This is a genomic window from Flavobacterium sp. P21, assembly GCF_050632225.1.
In the GTDB taxonomy this organism is placed as follows: domain Bacteria; phylum Bacteroidota; class Bacteroidia; order Flavobacteriales; family Flavobacteriaceae; genus Flavobacterium.
On record NZ_CP192585.1, the window covers coordinates 1,392,551 to 1,417,872 of the forward strand.

The following is a 25,322-nucleotide window of genomic DNA, read 5'->3' on the forward strand; positions in this document are numbered from 1 at the left end:
AGGTTTTAGTATTTACATAAAAAAGGAAGAAGAAAAAACTAGTTTTTCACACATAGTCCCGATAGCTATCGGGATGTATTGAAACAAGTGAAACGCCTTTAACCGCAAAGCATAACTATGTCTCTATGTGTTAAAAAAATACGTCAAGTTAAAAACTGAACACTTTTAGCTGTGTAGTGAACACTATTACTTACTAACCAACTTAACTATATCATTTATGAAAACAACAGAAGACAGAATTCAGGAATTGATTAACGATTGGATTACGAACCCAAGATGGAAAGGTGTGGAACGCCCTTACACTGCGAGCGAAGTAGTGACGCTTCAGGGATCGTATAAAATTGAGCATTCTATTGCGAAAATGGGTGCTGAAAAATTATGGAGAAAGTTAAAAAGTCAGGATTATGTTGCGGGTTTGGGAGCTTTGACTGGAAATCAAGCGATTCAGGAAGTCGATGCGGGTTTAGAGGCGATTTATTTAAGCGGATGGCAGGTTGCCGCTGATGCAAACTTAGCAGGAGAAATGTACCCTGATCAATCGCTTTACCCTGTAAATAGTGTGCCAATGGTAGTAAAAAAATCAATAATGCTTTATTGCGCGCCGATCAGATTCAGATTGTAAATAAAATTGAAGATAAAAAAGATTATTTAGTGCCGATTGTAGCCGATGCCGAAGCAGGTTTTGGCGGAAATTTAAATGCTTTCGAATTAATGAAATCGATGATTGAAGCGGGAGCTTCTGGAGTGCATTTTGAAGATCAGTTAAGTTCTGCTAAAAAGTGCGGACACTTGGGCGGAAAAGTTTTGGTTCCGACTCAAGAAGCAATCAATAAACTAATTGCGGCTAGATTAGCTTCAGACGTTATGGGGGTTCCAACTTTAATTGTTGCTAGAACAGATGCAGATGCGGCAAATTTATTAACAAGCGACGCAGATCCGAGAGATAGGAAATTTTTGACTGGAGAAAAAACGCCTGAAGGTTTCTTCTACGTAAAAAATGGAATCGAGCAGGGAATTGCAAGAGGTTTGAGCTATGCTCCTTACGCCGATTTAATTTGGATGGAAACCAGTAATCCGGATTTGGATTATGCGAGAAAATTTGCAAAAGCCATGAAAAAAGAATTTCCAGACAAAATGTTGGCTTATAATTGTTCTCCATCTTTCAATTGGGCGACAGAAATTATCAGTTGCCGAAATGGAAACGTTTAGAGAAGATTTGGCCGAAATGGGATATAGTTTTCAATTCATTACTTTAGCAGGTTTCCATGCTTTGAATACAAGTATGTTTGAATTGTCTAAAGCCTACAAAGAGCGCGGAATGGCAGGTTATTCTGAATTGCAGGAACGTGAATTCGCATTACAACAAAACGGATTCAGAGCTGTAAAACATCAAGCTTTTGTTGGGACTTCTTATTTTGATGCGGTTCAAAACACTGTTATGCTTGGAAAATCAGCAATAACCGCAATGGAACATTCTACAGAGGTTGAGCAATTTTAATTCACAACAACACGGTTCGTTTTGAGCCGTGTGTTTTTTTTGCCACAGATTTCACAGATTAGAATGATTAAAAAATGTTGCCACGAATTACACAAATTTCCACGAATTAAATCGGAATAATATTGAAATAAAATTTGTGAAAATTTGTGTAATTTGTGGCTAGAAAAAATCTTTTTAATCTGTGAAATCTGTGGCTAAATATTATTTCTTCAAAAGTCGGGCTTTCATTTTACTGAAAAATTCTGGTGTTACACCTATAAAAGAAGCAATTTGTTTTTGAGGAACTTTGTGAACCAATGGTCCATATTTTTTAGTGAATTTTTCAAAACGTTCTTCTGCAGGTAAACTCAAGTTGTCCATTAATCGCTGTTGATTGGCAACTAAAGAATTCTCAATTAAAATCCTGAAAAAACGTTCCAGTTTTGGAATTTCAAGATATAATTTTTCCTGATTTTCTTTGGATAATGAAACTACTTCGGCTTCTTCCAAAACTTCAATAAAAAGCTGTCCCGGTTTTTGTGAAAAATAACTGTACATATCGCTCATCCACCAGCCTTCGCAAGCGAAAGAAAGTACATGTTCAACAATATTATCGTTGATATTAAAGCTTCTTAAAATCCCTGAGTTTACAAAATACGAATGTTTGCAGACTTCGCCAGCGTTCAATAAAACCGTTTTTGCTTTATAAGTGTTTATTTCCAGTTTCGATAAAAAAAGTGCTTGTTCTTCTGGTGTCAAAGAAACATGTTTGGCAATATTTTCGAGAATTAATGCCATTATTTTTTATCGTCTATTAAAGTGAAAGAAGTAGCGATAAATTTGTTTCCTTTGATTTGCCCTGTAACAGAAGCTTTTCTGATTGCGGTCGCAGAATCCATCTTTTGCATGAGCATCGCCATGCTGATCAATTTTTGTTCCTTCAACAAAATAAGATTTTCCATCAATACGAACGGCTAAATCACAGCTTTTGCCTTTCATTCCAAATTGGCATTCTCCGCAAGAAGCTTCTACTACGGTTGGTTGATCAAATTTCTTTTTGTCTTGAGCCTGAGATGAAATTCCAATAAAAAGGAAAGTCATGAATATAAGTTTTTTCATTTTTTAAGAATTTACAGTTATTAATTTTGCCGTTTCTTTGGCGCGTTCTGTTATTTCGTTAATTGGAGTCGAAAGTGTGTCATAACTTAAAACAACACCCATTCTTCGGTAAGGTCTTGATGTCGGTTTTCCAAAAATCCTGAAATCAGTTTTTGGTAAAGCGACTACTTTTTCGATTCCGGTAAAAGTTGGATTTGTAGAATCTTCTGATGCTAAAATTACGGCGCTTGCTCCGGCTTTTTCTAAAGTGATTTCGAAAATTGGAAGACTTAAAATAGCTCTTAAATGCAATTCAAATTCGTTGAAATTCTGCGTTCCGGCTAAAGTTACCATTCCAGTATCATGTGGACGCGGAGAAAGTTCAGAGAAATAAACGCCCTCTTTGGTCAGAAAAATTCAACACCAAAAAGTCCTGCGCCACCAAGAGCTTCTGTAATTTTTTCGGCCATATCTTGAGCTTCGTATAAGTCTTTTTCAGAAACTAAAGCTGGTTGCCAGCTTTCCTGATAATCGCCTCGTTCTTGTCTGTGGCCAATTGGAGCGCAAAACAAAGTTGGATTATTATTTTGCGTAATCGTTAAAAGCGTAATTTCAGAATCGAAATTTACAAAGGCTTCTACGATAACTTCAATAACATCGCCACGAGAACCCGCAACAGCATATTGCCAAGCTTTTTCGATATCGCTTTCTGTTTTGATAGTCGATTGTCCTTTTCCAGATGAAGACATTAGCGGTTTTACTACGCAGGGAATTCCAACTTCTTGAACGGCTTTTTGCAGTTCTTCGGCTGACGTTGCGTATTGGTATTTTGCTGTTCGTAATCCCAGTTCTTTTGAAGCTAAATCACGAATGGCTTTACGGTTCATGGTAAAGTTGGCCGCTTTCGCTGATGGAACAACGGTGATTCCTTGTTTTTCGTAATCGTAAAAACGTTCAGTTCGAATGGCTTCTATTTCAGGAACTATAAAATCAGGTTGGTGTTTGGCTACGATTCGGTCAAGTGCTTCGCCGTCTAACATATTAATGACTTCAAAACCATGTGCGACTTGCATGGCTGGTGCGTTTTCGTAACTGTCAACTGCAATTATGGTTTGTCCGATTCGTTGTGCGAGCAATGACAAATTCTTTGCCTAATTCGCCTGAGCCGAGGAGTAATATTTTCATTTTGTTTGATTTAAAGTTTGGATGTTTTGACTTGCTTTTACAATTATTAAACTGCTTATAAAGGTTAAAATCATTAATGTAAATGAGAGAAATAGGATTATTAGTATTGAAAATACTATATCATCTAAAAATTGTGATTGCAATGGAGCAGACATTCCATTAATAAATTTTCCGATTATATAAATTGTAAAAAAAGCTATTATGATTTTTGAACTTACACCAAAAGAAAATTGAGAACAAGCTTGGAAATAAGTGATTTGATTCAGTGAATAACTAAGTTTCTTTGCTGTATTCCAAAAAAGAAAAACAATAAATAAAGGAAATAGAATTCCCCAGAAGATTGGATTCCAAAAAATACCAAAATCACATATTTGAATACATAAGTCGATGAAGAGGCTTTTTGAAAAAATTAAAAATGGAAAAAAAGCACACACAAAAATTCCTGCAATGATGGCGTATTTTTGAATGTATTTGTTTGATTCCATTTAAAGTTCTTTTGAAGAGTAAAGATAAATAAAATGGCATTTATTCTCACGCAGATTTTGGAGATTCGGCAGATTTAGTTTTGTTAAGTGATTGAATTGCCTCCAGCTTTAGCTGGAGGGAGTAGAATTGAATAAGTTGGTGGCTTTAGCCGAATTTATAGTTTGGCTAAAGCCAATATAGAATCTTTATTTTGACCTCCAACTAAAGCTGGAGGCAATTCAAAAATTTGATTTTGAAAATGAATTTTCTCGTTTTACGGTTTGCGTGAGGGATAGAAGTGGAAAGCCCGGAGCCGTGAGGAACGAACAGGCGAGGACTTGTAGCGGATAGCCCGACCCGGAGGGACACGCCCAAAATAAAAAAGTTCACAAAGATTTTAAAATTAATCTTTGTGAACCTTTGTGTATTTCTTTGTGAATCTTTGTGGTAAAAAATCAATGAAAATGATCTTCTTCAATCTCAAATTCGGCATCTTTTTCCCAGATTTCCATCTCGCAGGGTTTACAGTTGAATTTTAGTTTGTATTCTAATTCTCCCTGTTTTAAAACCAAAGGTTCTTTTACTTTAATGCCTACGATGTCTTTTTGGTGTATTGGGCATTTTTTCAATTCGTATTTGATGCAATATTTCGTTGTCATTACACGAGATTTTCCTGGATCCCATTGTAATTCAAAAGCTTTTTCGATTTCGGTAACACCGTGACGTTCGTAGAATTTACGAGCTGTTTTGTTTGAAACGTTGTACATGAAATCCAGTTTAGTTTCTGGATAAGGATGTGACGTTTTTACCAATTGGTGTTCTTCACGAACGTAATTTGCCAGACGAATTTCTGTCAACTGATCGTAAACCGTTCTTCTCATTTCGTTGATTTTTGAAATAGGAAGGAACCAGTTTTGAGAAAACATAATATTGATTTCATCAGCAGTATAAGGTGTGAAACCTGTTTTTGCCAATTGTGTTTTGATGTTCTCTTCGATAGATTCGCCCGTTTTTGTCTGCTCTTTTGGATGTTCTAAATCTACGGTACTTACGTTTCCGTCTTCGTCTGTTGCGATTAACTGGAAACCAGTTTCAGTTTCTGTAAGCAATAAAGTGGTGCTTAATTTACGAACGGCACTGTCTTCTCTTTCTACAATTTTGATGAAAGCGGCGTCGTTGTTTCTGTAGATAAAAGTTCCGTCTTTTACTTCTTTTAGAACGTTCGGGTAAACTTTTCCGTTTTCGGCTTTGTTTACGTAGATTCCGTCGGCTTCGTTATTTTCGTTGATGAAACAAAGTCCGTCACCGTTGTTTAATAATTCGCCGTTTTCGATTTCGTAAGCACCGCCAACAGTTCGGATTAATTTACCAATGTATTGTCCTTTTGATTTTGGGCTTTCCCAAGAACCAATAGAACTGTGTCTGTCGTTTACGAAATAATCAGTATAACCACGATTGAAAGTTCTGTTTAATGCAGAATCAAAAGTATAAGTACATTTTCCAGAAGAAGCTTTTGTGTATTTATCGCTTCCTGGACCTTCTAAATAACTGTCTAATTTCTGACGAAGATAAGATACGTTGTTTTTAACGTAAGCTACGTCTTTTAATCTTCCTTCAATTTTGAAAGAAACGATTCCGGCCTCGATCAAATTCGGAATCTGATCTGAAATATCTAAATCTTTAATAGAAAGCAAGTGACTGTTTCGGATTAAAGTATCTCCGTTTCCGTCGATTAAGTTGTATGGTAAACGGCAGTTTTGAGCGCAAGAACCACGATTTGCGCTACGTTCTCCGTTTGCCACACTCATATAACAGTTTCCGCTGAAGGATACACATAAAGCTCCCGTTACGAAAAACTCTAATTCAACATCAGCGTGATCGTATATTGTTTTAATTTGATGCAGGTTTAATTCACGTGCTAAAACTACACGTTTGATACCAGCGTCTTTTAAGAATTTAATTTTATCAGCATCACGATTATTAGCTTGTGTGCTGGCGTGAAGTACGATAGGAGGCAAGTCCATTTCCATAATCGCCATATCCTGAATAATCAAGGCATCGACACCAATGTCGTATAATTCCCAGATCATGGCGCGACAAGTTTCTAATTCGTTATCATATAAAATGGTATTGATAACTACAAAAACCTGAGCGTTAAATAAGTGCGCATATTTTACAAGTTCAGCAACATCTTCGATTGAATTGTTGGCATTTGAACGTGCTCCAAATTGCGGTGCACCAATATATACAGCATCGGCACCACTATTTATGGTCGCGATTCCTCCAATTAAATCTCTAGCAGGAGCTAATATTTCGATTTTCTTCTTCATTTCTAAAACTTTAGACTTTTGTGGTATTCCCGAAAAAAGTGTGCAAAGGTCTAATAAATTATTCGAGTTTGCTAGCGATGAGGCGATTTTTTTGAAATTGTTAACTTAATATGGTATGGTTAAATTAGATTTGTTAAGTTAATCAGTAATGAATTGGTATTCCGATTTTGGAATTAATCCTGCAAATTTCCACATTTCGTTGAAAGATTCTTTAGCTACAGAACCCCTCATTCCTTGATTAATTATTTTATCATATGAACTTTCAGAAGTAACGCCTCCATAATTTAATGATAAGTTAATTTTTGACATTCCGGTCAAAATTATTAAACTGTCTTTTACTAGAAAATTTAAGTAGTAAAGAGCATTTAACTTTTTTAAATTTTTTGGTGATGTTTGAATTGATAAAAATTCTTTGTCCTTTTTTTCAATTTGAAAATCATTCTCTAATATCGTTTTCCCAACCAATGTAAAATTTTCCTCAGCAGATTTACCATTTTTTATTAAAATTTTCCAAGTTCTTTTGGGAGGATTTTCAATTGAATTAGTCTGGCTAAAAGAAACTTGAACAATGAAAAGAAATGAAAATATTATGGCTGAAATTTTCATAATGTGTTGTTTTTTTATTTAATATTTTTTTAATCTAAAGGGAAAGTATATCCAACAGCAAATATTCCAGTTGATTGTTTTGCGGCTGGATGAAAGTATCCAGAAATACCAATTTCAAAACTATTATGTCTTCCGACTGCTAATCCTACACTGAAAGGAATATGCATTAAAATAGTACTTTTATTAAAATTAACGTTTGGTGTAAAGGTTTCAAATTTACCTATCGACGTTCCGATTCCACCTTCAATAAATGGGGCAACCCATGGAATTGGTGCGCAAATACGAACTTTTCCTCCCATTAAAAAAGCATTAGTTGTGACTTTATATTGAGGTTGATTTTGTACATTTTGATCTTTATCAACAGATTCAAAAATGGCGCCGGCGTAAGGTCTTATGCTAAACCATGATTTTATTCCTATAATGTATTCGCCCTGAAGATAAAGACCGCCTCCCATAACATCTACTTCATCTTGACTTCCATAATCTTCGATATAATAGGAAGCGCTTGATCCGTAACCTATAGATGCTTTAATAAATTTGCCTGTTGTTTGTGCTTTTGTTTGGGTGGAAAATAAAAAAATAAAAATAGTACAAGTAAAAATACTGCGTAATTTTAAGGTCATAAAAAATAGCTTTTTGGTTAGAAATTGGTTGCAACTAAAATAGTATTATTTTTTCAGTTTTAACAAAAAACAAAAAAACTGCTTACCTATAAATAGACTAAGCAGTTTTCTAAAATAAAAAGCTTAAATGATATTAATTAGCTCTCATTTTAATTTGTGATAAAGTGTTTTGAATACTGTTTAATTGTTTTGAAACAATGTAAACTTGGCTGTGTTCAAGATGATTTTCTTCGAGTGTCGCTTTGTACTTTTCAATTGCGGCTTCTTCACCCGTAACACAAGCGTTGATAATTGCTTTTGTATCACCTCCTGTAAAAGAAGATTTAATGTCGATCCAAGTTCTGTGTAAAGCACCAAGTGGACCTCCGCCAGATGTATCTGTAGATTTACCAAGTTTATTGATTTCGTCTTGCAGTTCTACAATGAATAGGGCACGTTCTCGGGCGTAATCAAGAAAATCGGCTTTCATGGCTAGATTTTCTACATGTTCTGCCGCATTTGTGTATCCTAGTTTTCCGTCTTCAAGAATAGAAATTAATCCCTCTAATGTTTTAATTGTTTCTGTTGTGGTTTCTTCTGCATGTATCATGACACATAATTTTTGAAATTAATATGTTACAAAGTTTGTAATTTATAACATGCTATGTTTTACAGGATTACAATCGGGATTTTATAATATTGTGGAATGGGAATTTTGAAAGGTCTATTTGGTATTTCTCGCAGATTTGGCAGATCTTGGGGATTTTTTTCTTTTGAAAATGGATTATCTCGCTTATCGGTTTGCGTGAGGGATAGCAGTGGAAAGCCCACAGCCTGACGAAGGAAGTGCGAGGACTTGTAGCGGATAGCCCGACCCGGAGGGGCACGCCCAAATTAAGTCCATAAAAAAACAGCTTAAAGTAATAAAAGTGATGAAACTTTTAAACCTTAAGCCGTTTTAATAAAACTTAGAATATGTTTATGCAGTCAAAGCTTCTTTGATTCTGCGTAATGCTTCTTTTAAAATATCGTCGCTTGTTGCGTAAGAAAAACGAATACAGTTTGGATTTCCGAAAGCATCTCCAGTTACTGTTGCAACGTTTGCCTCGGCTAAAAGATACATAGAAACATCGTTCGCATCTTTGATTTCCTGTCCTTTTAAAGTTTTTCCGAAGAAAGAAGAAACGTCTGGGAATACGTAGAATGCACCTTCTGGAACGTTGATTTTTACGCCTGGAATTTCTTTTAATAATCCAACAACTAAATCACGACGTGTGTGAAAAGCCTGAACCATGTGGTTTAAAACGCTAGGATCTGCATCTACCGCTGTAATTGTAGCTCTTTGAGCAACTGAATTTGCTCCAGATGTTACTTGCCCTTGAATTTTTGTACACGCTTTTGCGATGAATTCTGGTGCTCCAATATAACCAATTCTGTATCCAGTCATTGCGAATGCTTTTGCAACTCCGTTTACAGTGATTGTTTTTTCTAACATTCCTGGGATAGAACCGATACTGCAGAAAGTTCCTGAGAAGTTGATGTGCTCATAAATTTCATCTGAAACTACGTAAATATTTGGGTGTTTTTCCAACACTTTAGCCAAAGCTGTTAACTCTTCTCTGCTGTAAACAGAACCTGAAGGATTGCATGGAGAAGAGAACCACATCATTTTTGTTTTTGGTGTGATTGCTCGCCTCTAATTGCTCTGGTGTCATTTTGAAATCGGTTTCAACAGAAGTTGGAACTTCGACAGGAACTCCACCAGAAAGTTTTACGATTTCGAAATAAGAAACCCAGTATGGTGCCGGTAAAATAACTTCGTCACCATCATTTAACATTACTTGCGCAATGTTGTATAAAGATTGTTTTGCTCCTGTAGAAACAACAATTTGAGTTGGTTTGTAATCTAATCCATTGTCTCTTTTGAATTTTCTGCAAATTGCTTCTCTCAATTCAAGGTAACCTTCTACTGGAGAATAGGTGCTATAATTTTCGTCTACTGCTTTTTTAACAGCTTCTTTGATGAAATCTGGTGTATTAAAGTCAGGCTCGCCTAAACTTAAACTGATAATGTCTTTTCCTTGTGCTTTTAATTCTCTTGCCAAAGCGGCCATTGCTAATGTCTGCGAAGTCGCAAGGTTGTTGATTCTGTCCGAAAGAATATGATTCATTATAAAAATTTTGATATCCTTAAATTTGCTGTGTTGTTTAAGGAAGGTTAATTATTAATAGATTTTTTTAGTTTTTATGCTAATTCTGGCTTCATTCCCAACTCACGTAAATGCTTGAAGTGAGCAATAACAGCACTTCGCATTGTTTTATATTCATAATAAGGCAAGTTGCACTCTTTTGCTGTTTCTTTTACAATTTTTGCAATTTTACCGTAGTGGATGTGACTGATATTTGGAAAAATATGATGCTCAATTTGATGGTTTAATCCGCCAGTGTACCAATTTACAATTGCATTTTTTGGTGCAAAATTAGTTGTAGTGTACAATTGGTGAATGGCCCAAGTATTATCCATTTCGCCTAATTCGTTTGGTTCTGGATTAGTTGTATGATCCACAACGTGTGCTAATTGAAATACAATACTCAAGATTAATCCTGTTGTATAATGCATTACAAAAAATCCAAGAAGTACTTTCCACCATGTAATTCCAATCACGATTGGCAATACAATCCAGATCGATGCGTAGATAATTTTTGTGATAATTAAAGTTGTCCAAAGAATTTTTGGGCTTTTTGGTTCTCCGTAAGATAATTTTCTTTTTAAGTAATTTCTCATTTGCTTAAAATCGGTTGTAATTGCCCAATTGAAAGTCAATAATCCATATAAGAAAACAGAATAATAATGTTGAAAACGGTGAAAACTATGCCATTCAGCATGCTTTGTGAAACGGATGATTCGTCCCGCATCTAAATCTTCATCGTGGCCTGGGATATTTGTGTATGTATGGTGCAATACATTGTGCTGTACTTGCCAGTTGTAAACATTTCCTGCCAAAACATAAATCGTACCGCCCATTAGTTTGTTGATCCAGCTTTTGTTTGAGTAAGAACCATGATTTCCATCATGCATTACATTCATTCCAACGCCTGCCATTCCAATACCCATTACGATAGATAATAAAAGCATTACCCAAAAAGGCATGTTAAGTGTTAGAATCAAAAAATAAGGAGTAAGAAACACTGCAAAAAGGATAACGGCTTTTAGATGTAACTTCCAGTTTCCGGTTTTTTGAATATTATTCTCTTTGAAGTAATTGTTTACCCGAGAATTAAGTGTTCTAAAAAACTTTAAATTGTCTTGCCTTGCAAATGTAGGTGCAGTGTTATTCATAATTATTTTAAATAGGTTTCAAAGGTAATTATTATAAATTTTCAATTTGCAAAATTGAGTTAAATATTTCAATCGTAAAGTAGTACTTTTGTTAAAAATTTGAGCAATGGATGAGATATTGAAATATTTTCCTGATTTGACCGATCTTCAAATCAAACAATTTCAGCAATTAGACTTTTTATACCACGATTGGAATGAAAAAATCAATGTAATTTCTAGAAAAGATATTGATTCATTATACACGAAACATATTTTGCATTCGCTTGGAATTGCAAAAATCATGAAATTCGAGCCTGGCACAACAGTTTTAGATGTTGGAACAGGCGGAGGTTTTCCTGGAATTCCGTTAGCGATTCTTTTTCCTGAAACCCGTTTTTATTTAATTGATGTTATTGCTAAAAAAATCAGAGTGGTGCAGGGTGTTGCTGAGGCTTTGGAACTAAAAAATGTAAAAGCAGAGCAAAAACGTGCCGAATTGGTAAAAGGGGATTTCGATTTTATTGTAAGCCGTGCCGTAACTAATATGCCTGATTTTGTGTCTTGGATAAAAGATAAAATCAAAAAGCAAAACAAGCACACTTTAAAAAATGGAATTTTATATTTAAAAGGTGGAGATTTGGCAGAAGAATTGAAAGATTTTCCAAGTGCTACTTTATACGATTTAGCAGATCATTTTGATGATGAATTTTTTGAAACTAAAAAGGTGGTGCATTTGCCATTAAAGTTTAAACCATAAATAAAAAGACCAAATAAGTATAACCCGGATAGAATTGATAAAATTCTTCCGGGTTATTTTTTGAATTAAGTGGCTAAAATTAAGATGCCTTTTTTGATAAATGCAAAAACGGATTAGCTTTATGATCTAAATTGTTGATGAAATTATCTAATGCGATTTCGCAGGTCGCAGGCGTGTAATGAAATTTTGAATCAAAGAAAAATTCTCTGCATGTAACTGTTTCTTTAGAAGAATCATAAATACCCTCGTCGCTTTGATCAGCATCGTGATAGTTATAAGGGCAAGGATATGAGTTTAGTAAAGCTGTAATTGTTCCGTTAAACCATTTGTCGAAAAACTTTTTCTTCGGTGTAATATAACGGGCAAGCAATACTAATCCAACAAGTTCGCTTTGAAGAAAATAAGAGCCTTTTCTATATCTTGCATCTACCATTGTCACGTTCATGAGCGCGACCCATAAAGGTCCATCTACAGAGCCAGAATCAGATAAGCTTAAGTCAGTGTCAAAAACTAAAGGATCTGTTTCATGACTATCGCGAATAGAACACCAAAGCGCTTCTATACGTTTTTGAATATCTTTTGCAGATGTCGAATAACCTGTAAAACGCCATGAAACCCATTCTAATAAAGTCATGCGGTTAATCCTATACTGGCTTTGTGACTAATTTGAGACAATACATTTTCTAATTCTTCATTTCCTTCTAATGGATCCAAAAACTTTTCCATTTTTTTATTATTCCATTTAAAATCGATAGGGTGCCCAACACTTTTTGATTTTAAAATCACTTCCGGTAGGTTGTTTAAGTTTCTCATATGTTACTAATTAGTTTGTATAGAATGTTTTTTTGGCAAATTTATGAGTGTATCAGTTTTTGGAACGGAATAAAAAGTTTTAAAAATAATAAAATAGGTTTTTTTGACTTCGTATGGTATTGAAAATTAGATATATAGGAAAAGTACTACAATTTTATTTTATAAAAGAATCTTCTTACAGAATGAGTTTTTTTTCCTAATTTTAGATTCAAAAAAAGAAAAAATCGTTTATAGTTGCTTGTTTTTGATCCATTTTTTAATTGTTGAACTTTTAAAATTATCACTAATGAATAAAAAAACACTTTTTACGATTATGCTGGCATCGATTCTTGCCGTTTCTTGTCAAAAGAAAGAAACAAAAGATGCTAAACAAACTACTACCGTAGATTCAATAGAAAAATTAGTTCCGTTAAAAGAAAAAGTTTTGACGGCTGAAGAACAAAAAGCACTGACTCCAGATTATGTCATTCAAAGTTTAAAAGATGGGAACAAACGCTTCAGAAATAATGATCTGACTTTAAGAGATCATTCGGCGCTGGTTCGTGATGCAACCGAAGGTCAATATCCTAAGGCGGTAATCCTATCTTGTTTAGATAGCCGAATTCCGGTTGAAGATGTTTTTGATAAAGGAATTGGTGATTTATTTGTTGCAAGAGTTGCTGGGAATTTTGTCAATGAAGATTTGCTAGGAAGTATGGAATTTGGATGCAAAGTCTCTGGAGCAAAATTAATTTTGGTTCTTGGACACGAATCCTGTGGTGCTATAAAATCGGCAATCGATGATGTGAAATTGGGAAATATAACTGCAATGCTATCCAAAATAAAACCCGCAATTGCAAAATCGAAAGATTTTAAAGGAGATAAAACATCTAAAAATGATGAATTTGTAGAACATGTTGCCAAGACTAATGTTTTGGAAACAATTGAAAATATTAAAGCGAGAAGTCCAATCTTAAAAGAAATGGCAGACAAAGGCGAAATCAAAATAATAGGAGCTTATTATGATTTGCATTCAGGAGAAGTAATCTTTTTATAAATTCAGATAAAAACAAAAGCCGAATCTTTTAAAAGATTCGGCTTTTTTATATGGACAGGTCACAAACGTGAAACCTGAAACTTTAAACTTGAAACAAAAAATTAACCTAAGAAAGGATATCTGTAATCCTCAGGAGTTACAAAAGTTTCTTTAATTGTTCTTGGAGAAGCCCAACGCAATAAGTTCAACGCAGAACCAGCTTTGTCGTTAGTTCCAGAAGCTCTTGCTCCACCAAACGGTCGCATTCCTACAACAGCTCCAGTTGGTTTGTCGTTGATGTAGAAGTTACCAGCAGAATTTTGTAATTTAGTTGTAGCCACTTCAATTGCATAACGATCTTGGCTGAAAACAGCTCCTGTTAAAGCATACTCAGAAGTAGTATCAACTAATTCAAGAGTTTCTTCCCATTTAGCATCTTCGTAAACGTAAATCGTGATAACTGGTCCAAACAACTCAGTTTCCATTGTAGTATATTTTGGATTTGTTGTTACAATAACCGTTGGCTCAATAAAGTACCCAATCGATTTATCGTAATTTCCTCCAACAATGATTTCAGCGTCGGCATCTTTTTTAGCTTGGTCAATATAACTAGCTAATTTATCAAAAGAACCTTCGTGAATAACTGCAGTAATAAAGTTTCCGAAATCTTCTGGAGAACCCATTTTCATAGATTTTACGTCAGCAATTAATTGTTCTTTTACAGCTGGCCATAAACTTTGTGGAATATAAGCTCTAGAAGCAAGCAGAACATTTTTGTCCTTGGAATTCGAAAGCTCCACGAGTAATTCCCGTAGCTACTTGTTTTACGTTTGCACTTGGATGTGCAATGATAAAATCTTTACCTCCAGTTTCACCAACGATTCTTGGGTAAGTTTTGTAATTGTGAATGTTTGCACCAATTTTAGCCCAAATATCTTTAAATACGTGAGTTGATCCTGTAAAGTGAATACCAGCAAAATCACGGCTCGCTAAAACTGTATCAGTAATCATTAAAGCATCTCCAAAAACCACGTTGATTACGCCGTCTGGAACTCCAGCTTCTTTGAATACATCGATGATGATTTTTGCAGAAAATACTTGGCTGTCACTTGGTTTCCAAACCACAACGTTACCCATCATGGCGGCGCTTGCAGGAAGGTTTGCGGCGATAGCAGTAAAGTTAAATGGAGTAATTGCGTAAACAAAACCTTCTAATGGTCTGTATTCTACACGGTTCCAAACAGTAGAATCTGATTTTGGCTGATCGTTGTAGATTTGAGTCATAAACTCAACATTGTATCTTAAGAAGTCGATTAATTCGCAAGAAGAATCGATTTCTGCCTGGTGAATATTTTTAGATTGACCAATCATTGTTGCGGCGTTGATACGCGCTCTGTATGGTCCTGCGATAAGTTCAGCGACTTTTAAGAAAATAGCGACACGTTGTTCCCATGCCATGTTTGCCCATGCTTTTCTTGCTTCAAGTGCATTTGCAATCGCTTTTTCAATATGTTGTTTTTCAGCTAAATGATATTTCCCAACAACGTGTTTGTGATTGTGTGGAGCTGTAATGTTTCTTGTATTTCCAGTTTTGATTTCTTCACTTCCAATATATAAAGGAACGTCAATTTGAGAGTTCCACATTGTAGTGTAAGTCGCCTGAACTGCGGCTTTTTCTGGTGAGTTCGGTGCATAGCTTTTAACTGGCTCGTTTACCGCTTTTGGTACATGAAAGAATCCTTTTAACATGGGATAAATTATTTTAAAATTACGATTTTGTTCAATTTTTTACAAAAGTACAAATGATAATTTGAATTTATCACAATACAATATTAAAAAGTTGTATTTTGATAAACGGATGATTTAAGTTGCAGGATAATTAACATTTTAATTGCATAAAATCGAAATGATTTAAACAAAAATTAAATGTTTTCTTGAGTTTTATGAAATGAAAAAAAGATTGCTTAAACTATAAATTAGTTCAACGCAAAAGGAGCACACATTCTAAAAGTAGGAACAATTACTTTGAATGTTTTTGTTGTAGTAAAATTGATCATATTAAAATGGCCTTTCATAGCGCCATAAGGTGATGATAATAAGCAACCAGAACTATAAGTATGATTTTCGCCTGGTTTTAAAACCGGTTTTTTACCAATTACGCCTTCGCCATCCACAATATCTAAGTCATTTAGCGAATCAAAAATTTCCCAATGGCGAGAAGTCAATTGAACAGAATCTTTACTGTGGTTTTCAATTGTAACTACATAGCTAAAAGCAAAATGAATCTTGTAGTTTTTGAAGTAAGTTCCTTCAAAACTAGTTAAAACTGATATTTTTATGCCTCTTGTAATTTGAGAAACCATACTAAAGTGGTATATATGTGTGCGTTATATGTGCAAAGCTACGAAAAAAATGATTGAAGTGAAAACGTTAACATTGTTTTAATTTACGATGTTTATTGAGTTTCCGTTTCCTTTTCCAATGACTCTTTGATAACGATCTGAAGTTTCTTTGTAATAAACCAAGATGGTGTATTCATTTTCAGTCTGATAAAAATTCCCGTCAACGGCATTTTCGTAATCGATATTTCCTTTTTTATCAACTGTTCTGTATTGATAATTTGTAAAACCTTGCTTGATCATAACGGCTTTTTCAAAGATCGCTTTGTCTGGATTATAATCCATTTTATATTCTGGTGAAAGGCTGTAATTATTGAACATTCCAACAATATAAATGTCTTTGTTTAATTGAAAGGCCGGCGCCGAAAGTGTGAAGTAAACCCAAGCATAATCAGCTTCGATTTCTTGTTTGAATCCGTTGATGTTTTTCACTACAAAATTTCCATTTACATCTTCATAAAGTGTATAAATTTGGTTGCCTCTTGCGTGATTGGTGTACAAATAAGAGCTATAAACATCATTATTGGAACCCATTTTAGCGACATTATTACTAGCCGCACGAATGTCTTTATTTTCAAAATACAAAAATTCATTGCCTCCCCAAAATTGCGTTTCTTTATCATATTTATATACCATTTGATTTCCAATAGTATATTGCGGTGGAACATTTTTGATACTTGTTTTAAAATCACCATTTTGCAATAAAAGCACTTTTATGTTCTGCAAAGGGGTTTGAAAAGTAATGTCATTTGACAAAATAGTAAATTCAAGATTTTGCTTAAAATCGATATTGCTGAGATTTCGGGTGCGTTTTACCAAACAGGCAACTGTCGAATGATTTTCGTAAAGAACAAATTTTCTGGAGAAAACAACTTCTCTATCTTCATTCAGGATTTTTAGCATATAATTGCCCGAAATTCTAAGCTGTGTTGTGAATTGATTTGGAAAAGTCAACGTGTAATGCGTGTAACCTTGAAGCGTATTGAATGAATTAGAAAAATCAGTAATTCTTTGATTGTCAAAACCGCGAATGTATTCCGTCTTCGGAATGTCTGACGGAATCCAATTGTAATCACAATGAACCAATTCAAAATAATAATTTGCTTCATTGCCAAATAAATCATCAAATTGAAATGAAAATACCGAACCCAATTCAAAAATTGGAACCACATTTGAGTCGTTTTGAACGAATGATGCGGTCTTGATATTATATGGAGGATCTACTTCGTTTTGGACTTCTTGGGCTTTCGCCGAAGTAAAAATAAAAAGCAGAAGAAAACTTATAGATAAAAATTTTGGCATTTGATAGATTGTAAGATTTGTAAATATAGCAATTTTATACAACGAAAAATATGCCAATCTATTGGGTTTAACAATTATGAACCCAAAATGTATTCTAAATTGCCTTCAATTTCATCATTGATGTAGCTTTCCTCTAAAAGAGAATCTGATAGCAGTTTTTTGTTTTCCTGCAGTTTGATGATTTTTTCCTCAACCGTATTTTTCGAAATAAAACGAATCACATTTACTTTATTCATTTGCCCGATTCTGTGTGCTCGTCCAATACCTTGTTTTTCGGCAAAAGGATTCCACCAAGGATCTAAAAATAAAACATAAGAAGCTTTGGTAATATTTAATCCAACTCCTCCCGCTTTAAGCGAAATAAAAAACAACAACGGATTTTCTTTTTCCTGAAAACGTTTTACTTCTTGTTCCCTTTTGCTTGCTGGAGTTTCTCCAGTAATTTCACAGAATTCTATTTTATTTTCTTTACACCAATCAGTATAAAAACTCAAATTCGTAACAAATGAACTAAAAATGATTACTTTTTGTTTTGCTTTGACTAAATTTTCAAGATAATTAGTAACTGCAATATATTTTCCCGAATCAATCTCAGATTCCTGATCGACCATTTTTGGGTGATTACTCAACTGACGCAATTTCATCAAAGTATTGATAATGCTGATTTTATCAGGAGATCCATCCGTTTTAAGCAAGAAATTACGAGCTTTAGATTTCTCTTTCTCGTATAATTTTTCCTGTTCAGGATCCATATCGCAGTAATAAATCTGCTCGGTCAATTCTGGTAAATCTTTTAAAACCTGTTCTTTGGTTCGTCTTAAAATATAAGGTTGGATGAGGTTTTTTAATTCTGCTAAAACTTCTTCGTTCTGCTTTTTCTCAATCGGATTTTTGAAGTTTTCCATAAAGAAGGCATAGCTTCCTAAAATATCCGGATTGATAAACTGCATTTGCGACCATAAATCGTCAAGCGAATTTTCGATTGGTGTACCACTTAGGGCGATTTTATGCCCGGTACTGATTTTATTTATAGCTTTAAAAATCTTAGAATTTTTGTTTTTAATATATTGACTTTCGTCCAAAATCAAATAACGGAAGTCGTATTTTTCTAAAATAGAAATATCTCGGTGAATGATGCTATAACTTGTAAAAATCAAATCGGTTGAATTTATTCTGCTCGCTAAAATTTTACGGTCATTGCCGATATATTGCATTTTTGAAAAGTGTGGCGTGAATTTTCCGGCTTCATTAAACCAGTTAAAAACCAATGAAGAAGGCAAAACAATCAAAGCTTTTAAAGGCTCTCTTTCGACAGTTGTTTCGTTTGAAAATAAGTCAAAATTGGTTGTTTTGGTTGTAAAACCTAATTGTTCCTGCACAGAAACCAAAACTGACAAAGTCTGTAAAGTTTTTCCAAGTCCCATATCATCGGCCAGACATGCGCCCATATTAGAATTGAAATGACCCAAAAGCCATTTTACTCCATCAATTTGATAAGGTCTTAAAGTTGCTTTTATTAATTCTGAAGCGGTAAATTCGGCTTGATGAATTTGGTCTAAATCATTGTTTATTTCCGAAATTCCGTCTAAAGCCGTAAAATTGCTTTTTCGTAAAAGTACTGTGCCATTTTCTGTTTTGGCCAATTTTGCCAAAGAGCCATACTTACTAAACCATTCTAACGGAATCAAAAAATAGTTTCCGTCTGGCAATTGGAAAAGCCTTTCTTTGCTTTTTATATTCGGAATAATTTCACTGAAATTGATTTTGTAATTGCCAATCGTAATAATGATTTTAATATCGAACCAATCTGCTTTTGTTTCTTTTGCAATAGAAATCGTATTACTTTCTGTAATGATTTCTTTGCTTTCTAGTTTTAGATTTTGAATTGTAAAACCTAAACTTTCTAGTTTTTCTTTGTTGTCAATAATGAGTTGGATATTAACATAAGGATCGGAAGTTTCTTTTTCAGAGTTTAATCCAAACAATTCATTTTTGATTTTTTCTAAACCAATTTCGAGTAATTTTTCTGTATATGAATTTTCTTCGTGACTTCTCTTAAATTGAATAATTTTTGGTTCATTCGCTACAGCGAAATCAACAAAAGAATGTGTTTTTTTGGTTTTGCTTGCGTCAAAAACATATCCGTTATAATCAAAATAAAGATTGAGATAATAGCAGTTTTTAAAGAAATCAAAAATAGGCTGAATTGTGCAAGAAGCGATTTGGTCGCGAAGTTCGATTTCAAATCCATTGGCTTCGATGTCAATTTTTTTTGCTATTTCGGGAATGAAATTCTTAAAATAATCATCAACTAATTTTGATGGAATTTCAATTGATTTTTTCTTTAAAAATGGAGTCAGTTTTTTGCCATTTAGTTCTTTTAATTGTCCTAGTTTTTTATTGACAATTAACCAGCCTGGCTCATCAGAAAGAATATCTACTTTATTGTCCATTGGCAAAAATGTAGTTTCATTTTCTTTTAAAGAAAGTGTATAAGTGATGCCTTCTGAATGTTTGTCGAATTGAATTTGAGGCTCAAAATCCAGCGGATCAATGTTGACTCTAGAACGATAGAAATCTTTCTCCGGTCCTAAGTCAATAGATAAGGGATATTGTTCCTGTACAATTAAGCTGTAAAACGGACTTAAATTAATTTTTAAGTGCTGGCGAATAGCAAAATCAATTTTGGAGTCTTTCTGCAAATCGGCAATTGTTTTAGCTGATTTTACTTTTGCACTGAATTTTTTAAATACAAATTCAGGTTTTAAAGATTCACAAATGTTTAGAATTCTTTTGGAACTGGAATCTAAATTTTCGAAATCAATTCCGAAACTTTCAATTATTGTTTTTGTTGCTTTTTTGTCTAGATATTTGATTTCACTAGTATTTTCAACGATATATGCTGTTGGGATATAGGCATTCAGATTTTTTCAAAACTGATGTCAAAACAGAACTGAAATGGTTTTGTAGGTTCCAAGGTTTAGGGATTTGGTTAGGCTTGTAATTTGGTTTTTGGCAAAAAAATAAAGAGTTTTCAAAATATCAATAATTTGAAAACTCTTTATAAATGAACTTATTTGGTGAAAAAATTAGTTTTCCTGTTTAAAGCAAAGCGGAATAATTTCGCCTTTCGCCAAACAGTATTTCTCAACTAATTCTGGTGCAATTTTATTGGTATAATCTTCTTCGATAACAATAAACCCGATGCTTCTTAATTTATCGAAATAATCGCGTCCGTAAACACGAACGTGGTCGTATTGTCCGAAGATTTTAGCGCGTTCTTTTTGATCTGTAATAGAATCATCTGCAAATGTAACTTCACGAGATAAATCCTGGGGAATCTGCAAAATTGCCATTCCGCCTGGTTTTAAAACACGATATAATTCCTGCATTGCTTTTGTGTCATCAGGAATATGTTCTAAAACGTGATTGCACAAAATAACATCATATTCGTTGTCTTTGAAAGGAAGATTACAAATGTCTGCTTTGACATCAGCAAGAGGCGAAAGCAAATCGGTTGTCGTGTAATCTAAGTTTTTTTGCTTGCGGAATCTTTTGTAAAAAGCTTGTTCCGGAGCAAAATGCAATACTTTTTAGGTGCTGTAAAAAAATCAGTTTGATCGTTTAAATACAGCCAAAGTAAGCGGTGTCTTTCTAAAGAAAGCGTGCTTGGTGAAAGCACATTGTTACGTTGTTTTCCGTATCCGTAAGGCAGAAAAGATCTAAAACTTTTTCCGTCGATAGGATCAGTATATTTACTTCCTCTTAAAGATAATGCTAAAATTGGTCGTGCCACATAACTCAAACGAATTAATAATGGTCTTGGAATAGTATTTAAAACTAATTTGAAAAGTTTTTTCACAGGTTTGATTCGGGTTGTATTATAGTACTAAAGGAACTTGTCTAAATTCATCTTCTTCGTTGCTTTCGATTCCTAAAGCTTTGTAGATGTATTGGAAAGTAGATAATAATTCAGGTTTTCCGTCAACCAAAGCTACATCGTGCTCAAAATGCGCACTAGGTTTGCCGTCAGCAGTCAAGATTGTCCAGCCGTCTTTTAGTTGTTTAATGTTTCTAGTTCCCATGTTGATCATTGGTTCGATTGCTACGACCATTCCTTCAACAAAAAGCTTTCCGCGTCCTCGTTTTCCGTAATTTGGCATTTCTGGTTCTTCGTGCATTTTTTGTCCGACACCATGACCAACCAATTCACGAACTACTCCGTAACCGTGAGCTTCAGTATATTTTTGAATCGCATTTCCAACATCTTCTACACGATTTCCAGCTTTAAATTCTCTAATTCCAACGTAAAGAGATTCTTTAGTAACACGTAAAAGTTTTTTAACTTCTGGTGCAACTTCTCCAATTTCGAAACTGTAGGCATGATCTCCATGGTAACCATTTTTGAAAGCGCCACAATCAACCGAGAATAACATCACCATTTTTTAGAGGAACATTATTAGGAATACCGTGAACAACCTGAGCGTTTGGGCTCATGCAAAGTGAATTTGGGAAATCGTACAATCCAAGGAAACTTGGAACTGCACCGTGATCACGAATAAATTCTTCGGCTAATTTGTCAAGATATAATGTAGTAACTCCTTCTTTGATTTCAGAAGCAATCATTCCTAATGTTTTAGATACGATTAAGGCACTTTCGCGCATTAATTCAATTTCCTCTCTAGTTTTTTGGATAATCATATTTTTTCCATTTTTCAGTTCGCAAAAGTACAATTTTTATCTCATTTTTTGAGTAATTTTTTTGCCACGAATTCACGAATTTATCTAAATCTAAATTGATGAAATTCAATTTCACCAAATTTAGATTTTAGAGATAAAAAGAAAATTCGTGAATTCGTGGCTACTAATACAAGAGCTTTTAAGAAAAAAGCCATAAATTAGTAGTAGAAACACATATAATCATGGAAACTATTACAGATAAAGATATAGCCAAAGTAAAAGCGCTGAAGAAAATGAAGCGAAATGCTTTGGGGCTTTTAGGTATTGCAGTGTTGTTGTTTTTAATCGCTATTTATTTTAAAATCCCAATGTTGCAGGCTTTCAGCGAAGCGGCTATGGTGGGCGGAATTGCCGATTGGTTCGCGGTTGTGGCTTTGTTTCGTCACCCAATGGGAATTCCGATTTGGCATACGGCAATTATTCCGACCAAGAAAAATGAAATAGGAGAGAACCTTGGGAATTTTGTTTCTGAGGAATTTCTTGACCGTGAAAAATTAGAAGTTAAACTGGACGAATTCAATTTTGCAACCAAAGCATCAGAATGGCTTTCACATGAGGAAAATGCCAATAATATTGCCAATGCTGTTGCAGTTAGTGTTATACCCGGAATTCTAAGAACCATTAAAGATGAGGATGTAAAGCGATTTATTCAAGTTCAGTTTAAGGAAAAAATAGAAGGAATAAATTTTGGCGAATGGGTGGCATTGGCATTAGAGCCTTTGCAAAAAGGAAATTTAAAAAATCAAATGCTCACGAATCTTCTCGAAGTAATGAGCAATGAATTGACTAACAACAAGGATTTAATCAGACAGAAAGTAAAAGCTTCAACTCCATTTTTAAGTTTTGGATTGGCTGATAAAAGCATCACTGAAGGTGTTTTTAACGGTTTGCAGGATTTTTTGAATGAAGCAAAGAAGCCAGAAAGTGCAGTGCGTTTAAAAATTGACGAGTATATTTTTAATTTTTTAGAAAAAGTCAAAAATTCTGAAGAAATGCGAATTAAAATCAATGATATGATTTTGGGATTTGTTGGAAAAAAGAAGTTCAGGATTACATCAACGGAATTTGGGATGAAATTAAACTTTCTATTACAAACGATTTAAGTCGTGGCGACGATTCGTCAATAAAAAATAACGTTGCAGATTTGATTCAAACTTTTGGGAATGGAATTAAGGAAGACGCTGTAATGATCGATAAAATCAACGGATTTATCAAGAATGATTTATTATCAATGCTTTTGAACAATAAAAAAGTAATTGGAGATTTGATTTCGTCAACCGTAAAAAGCTGGGATGGAAAGAAGTCTCCGAGAAATTAGAATTAGAAATCGGAAAAGATCTTCAATACATCAGAATCAACGGAACTTTGGTTGGAGGTTTTATTGGGCTTGTGATTTATGGTGTTGAGCTGACTTTATCATTATTTTATTTTTTGATAAAAAAACACTTTTAATACGCATGTCATCCTGAGCGGAGTCGAAGCCTTTTTACGTTTCATCAGCGTTCGACTCCGCTCAGGATGACAATCAGAGTATGTATAAAATAGTTCTCGCAAAGACGCAGAGGCGCAAAGTTTATTGTTCTTTGCGACTTAGCGTCTTTGCGAGATTTTTTAAGTTTTTTTAAATGAACTTATATCACTTATATGGTTTAAAAAATTATAATAATGAATGACAAGTCATAGCATTTGGCTGTTGCACACCCATTAATTCTAAAATTGTTGGAGCGATATCACCTAAAACACCATTTTGGATGTTTTTCAATTCTTTGTCAACTAAAATAATCGGCACTGGGTTTGTTGTGTGAGCCGTGTTTGGAGTTCCGTCAGGATTAATCATTGTTTCGCAGTTTCCGTGATCCGCAATGACGATTGTTGTGTAGTCATTTGCAAGAGCAAGATCGATAACTTTTTTCGCGCAAGCGTCAACAGCTTCACAAGCTTTAATTGCGGCTTCCATAATTCCGGTGTGGCCAACCATGTCTCCGTTTGCGAAGTTTAAACAAACAAAATCAACTTCGCCTTTGTTCAATTCAGGAACAAGAGCATCTGCTAATTCGTAAGCGCTCATTTCTGGTTGTAAATCATAAGTCGCAACTTTTGGAGAGTTTCTCAAAATTCTAGATTCACCTTCAAAAGGAGTTTCTCTACCTCCAGAGAAGAAGAAAGTTACGTGAGGATATTTCTCAGTTTCAGCAATTCTGATTTGTTTTTTGCCTGCTTTCTCTAAAACCTCACCAAGAGTTTCTGTGATATTATCTTTATTGTAAACCACTTTTACGTTTTGATACGTTTCATCGTAGTTTGTCAATGTTACATAATAAAGGTTTAGTTTGTGCATGTTTTGCTCGTGGAAATCTTGTTGCGAAAGCGCTTCAGTAAGTTCACGACCTCTGTCTGTTCTAAAATTGAAGAAAATAACAACATCGCCTTCTACGATTGTAGCAAGAGGTCTTGCATTTTCATCAACGATAACAACTGGTTCGATAAATTCGTCTGTAACATCTTTTTCGTAGCTTGAAAGAACACTCGCAACAGCATTTGTTGATGGAGTTCCTACGCCGTTCACAACTAAGTCGTAAGCCAGTTTTACACGCTCCCAACGTTTGTCACGATCCATTGCGTAGTAACGTCCAACGATTGAAGCAATTTTTACAGGAGTATCTTTAATATAATCTTCAAGATCGTGAATGTATTTTGCTCCAGATTTTGGGTCAACATCACGTCCATCTGTAAAAGCGTGAACATAAACTTGATCTAAACCATATTCTTGAGAAGCATCGATTAATCCGCGCAAGTGAGAAGTATGTGAATGCACGCCTCCGTCAGAAACTAATCCTAAAAAGTGTACTTTTTTATTGTTTTCTTTAGCATATGTAAAGGCGTCAACTAAAACTTGTTCTTTTGCAAGAGTTTTGTTCGCTACAGCTAAATTAATTTTGGCTAAATCTTGGTAAACAATTCTTCCAGCTCCAAGGTTCATATGACCTACCTCGCTGTTTCCCATTTGACCTTCTGGTAAACCAACGTTCAAGCCATCAGTTCTAAGTTGTGCACTTGGGTAATTTTTGTAAAGACTGTTTATAAAAGGAACATTTGCATTGTCTATTGCAGATACTTTAGGGTCAGGAGATTTTCCCCAACCGTCTAAAATCATAAGGATAACTTTTTTGTTCATTACTTTTTGTTTTCTACAAAGATAAGTCATTTCTAAACT

At 34.4% G+C, this 25,322-nt stretch carries 16 protein-coding genes and 7 pseudogenes; 4 read left to right on the forward strand and 19 right to left on the reverse strand.

The features are described from left to right. Window positions 1-217: 217 nt before the first annotated feature. Window positions 218-1,498, forward strand: a pseudogene (aceA, locus tag ACQ9BO_RS06715) (isocitrate lyase). A gap of 201 nt (window positions 1,499-1,699) precedes the next feature. Here aceA and ACQ9BO_RS06720 read toward each other — a convergent pair. From ACQ9BO_RS06720 to ACQ9BO_RS06765, 10 genes and pseudogenes are all read right to left on the reverse strand, one after another. Next, on the reverse strand, window positions 1,700-2,275 hold the full coding sequence (locus ACQ9BO_RS06720) for a Crp/Fnr family transcriptional regulator (RefSeq protein ID WP_431244089.1): 576 nt from the start codon (window positions 2,273-2,275) through the stop codon (window positions 1,700-1,702). 6 nt (window positions 2,276-2,281) lie between these two features. Further along, window positions 2,282-2,596: a DUF6370 family protein gene (locus tag ACQ9BO_RS06725; RefSeq protein WP_431244090.1), complete on the reverse strand. Its 315-nt coding sequence runs from the start codon at window positions 2,594-2,596 to the stop codon at window positions 2,282-2,284. A gap of 3 nt (window positions 2,597-2,599) precedes the next feature. Beyond that, window positions 2,600-3,760, reverse strand: a pseudogene (gene purT / locus ACQ9BO_RS06730) (formate-dependent phosphoribosylglycinamide formyltransferase). Beyond that, on the reverse strand, window positions 3,757-4,245 hold the full coding sequence (locus tag ACQ9BO_RS06735; RefSeq protein ID WP_431244091.1) for a hypothetical protein: 489 nt from the start codon (window positions 4,243-4,245) through the stop codon (window positions 3,757-3,759). Before ACQ9BO_RS06735 ends, purT begins: the two are co-directional and overlap by 4 nt. A 435-nt stretch (window positions 4,246-4,680) precedes the next feature. Further along, window positions 4,681-6,555 carry a peptidase U32 family protein gene (locus ACQ9BO_RS06740; RefSeq protein WP_431244092.1) on the reverse strand — a complete coding sequence of 625 codons (1,875 nt, stop codon included), beginning with the start codon at window positions 6,553-6,555 and terminating at the stop codon, window positions 4,681-4,683. Window positions 6,556-6,693: 138 nt separating this feature from the next. Then, window positions 6,694-7,161 (reverse strand): hypothetical protein, encoded by a 468-nt coding sequence (locus ACQ9BO_RS06745; RefSeq protein ID WP_091492493.1) that lies wholly within the window; start codon window positions 7,159-7,161, stop codon window positions 6,694-6,696. Window positions 7,162-7,190: 29 nt separating this feature from the next. After that, a complete protein-coding gene (locus ACQ9BO_RS06750) occupies window positions 7,191-7,784 on the reverse strand; it encodes a hypothetical protein (protein ID WP_431244093.1) in 594 nt (197 codons plus the stop codon). A 133-nt stretch (window positions 7,785-7,917) separates the two neighbouring features. After that, the gene (locus ACQ9BO_RS06755; RefSeq protein WP_431244094.1) at window positions 7,918-8,373 is read right to left on the reverse strand and encodes a ferritin-like domain-containing protein; all 456 of its coding nucleotides are present in this window, start codon (window positions 8,371-8,373) and stop codon (window positions 7,918-7,920) included. Window positions 8,374-8,742: 369 nt separating this feature from the next. Then, window positions 8,743-9,934: pseudogene (locus ACQ9BO_RS06760) on the reverse strand (pyridoxal phosphate-dependent aminotransferase). A 74-nt stretch (window positions 9,935-10,008) separates the two neighbouring features. Continuing rightward, on the reverse strand, window positions 10,009-11,103 hold the full coding sequence (locus tag ACQ9BO_RS06765) for a fatty acid desaturase family protein (protein ID WP_431244095.1): 1,095 nt from the start codon (window positions 11,101-11,103) through the stop codon (window positions 10,009-10,011). A gap of 106 nt (window positions 11,104-11,209) precedes the next feature. Here ACQ9BO_RS06765 and rsmG point away from each other — a divergent pair, with 106 nt between their 5' ends. Beyond that, the gene (gene rsmG, locus ACQ9BO_RS06770) at window positions 11,210-11,839 is read left to right on the forward strand and encodes a 16S rRNA (guanine(527)-N(7))-methyltransferase RsmG (protein WP_431244096.1); all 630 of its coding nucleotides are present in this window, start codon (window positions 11,210-11,212) and stop codon (window positions 11,837-11,839) included. Window positions 11,840-11,918: 79 nt separating this feature from the next. Here rsmG and ACQ9BO_RS06775 read toward each other — a convergent pair whose 3' ends face one another. Both ACQ9BO_RS06775 and ACQ9BO_RS06780 read right to left on the reverse strand, forming a co-directional pair. Further along, on the reverse strand, window positions 11,919-12,473 hold the full coding sequence (locus ACQ9BO_RS06775; protein WP_431244097.1) for a hypothetical protein: 555 nt from the start codon (window positions 12,471-12,473) through the stop codon (window positions 11,919-11,921). Beyond that, the gene (locus ACQ9BO_RS06780; RefSeq protein ID WP_431244098.1) at window positions 12,470-12,652 is read right to left on the reverse strand and encodes a hypothetical protein; all 183 of its coding nucleotides are present in this window, start codon (window positions 12,650-12,652) and stop codon (window positions 12,470-12,472) included. Before ACQ9BO_RS06780 ends, ACQ9BO_RS06775 begins: the two co-directional genes overlap by 4 nt. Before the next feature lie 286 nt (window positions 12,653-12,938). Between ACQ9BO_RS06780 and ACQ9BO_RS06785 the strand changes: the two genes are divergently transcribed. After that, a complete protein-coding gene (locus ACQ9BO_RS06785; protein ID WP_431244099.1) occupies window positions 12,939-13,688 on the forward strand; it encodes a carbonic anhydrase family protein in 750 nt (249 codons plus the stop codon). A 101-nt stretch (window positions 13,689-13,789) separates the two neighbouring features. Here the strand turns inward: ACQ9BO_RS06785 and pruA are convergent. From pruA to map, 6 genes and pseudogenes are all read right to left on the reverse strand, one after another. Continuing rightward, a pseudogene (gene pruA / locus ACQ9BO_RS06790) lies at window positions 13,790-15,416 on the reverse strand (L-glutamate gamma-semialdehyde dehydrogenase). A 227-nt stretch (window positions 15,417-15,643) separates the two neighbouring features. After that, window positions 15,644-16,030, reverse strand: coding sequence for a Co2+/Mg2+ efflux protein ApaG (gene apaG / locus ACQ9BO_RS06795; protein ID WP_012023834.1), 387 nt, complete (start codon window positions 16,028-16,030; stop codon window positions 15,644-15,646). 78 nt (window positions 16,031-16,108) lie between these two features. Beyond that, a complete protein-coding gene (locus ACQ9BO_RS06800; RefSeq protein WP_431244100.1) occupies window positions 16,109-17,368 on the reverse strand; it encodes a DUF5103 domain-containing protein in 1,260 nt (419 codons plus the stop codon). A gap of 74 nt (window positions 17,369-17,442) precedes the next feature. After that, window positions 17,443-20,070, reverse strand: a complete 2,628-nt coding sequence (locus ACQ9BO_RS06805; RefSeq protein ID WP_431244101.1) for a DEAD/DEAH box helicase — start codon at window positions 20,068-20,070, stop codon at window positions 17,443-17,445. A gap of 387 nt (window positions 20,071-20,457) precedes the next feature. Next, window positions 20,458-21,230, reverse strand: a pseudogene (locus ACQ9BO_RS06810) (class I SAM-dependent methyltransferase). A 19-nt stretch (window positions 21,231-21,249) separates the two neighbouring features. Further along, window positions 21,250-22,069, reverse strand: a pseudogene (gene map, locus ACQ9BO_RS06815) (type I methionyl aminopeptidase). 221 nt (window positions 22,070-22,290) lie between these two features. On the opposite strand from map, the pseudogene ACQ9BO_RS06820 reads away from it, so the two are divergent. Beyond that, window positions 22,291-23,543: pseudogene (locus ACQ9BO_RS06820) on the forward strand (DUF445 domain-containing protein). Between the two features lie 222 nt (window positions 23,544-23,765). Here ACQ9BO_RS06820 and gpmI read toward each other — a convergent pair. Further along, on the reverse strand, window positions 23,766-25,283 hold the full coding sequence (gene gpmI / locus ACQ9BO_RS06825) for a 2,3-bisphosphoglycerate-independent phosphoglycerate mutase (protein WP_431244102.1): 1,518 nt from the start codon (window positions 25,281-25,283) through the stop codon (window positions 23,766-23,768). Window positions 25,284-25,322 lie beyond the last annotated feature (39 nt).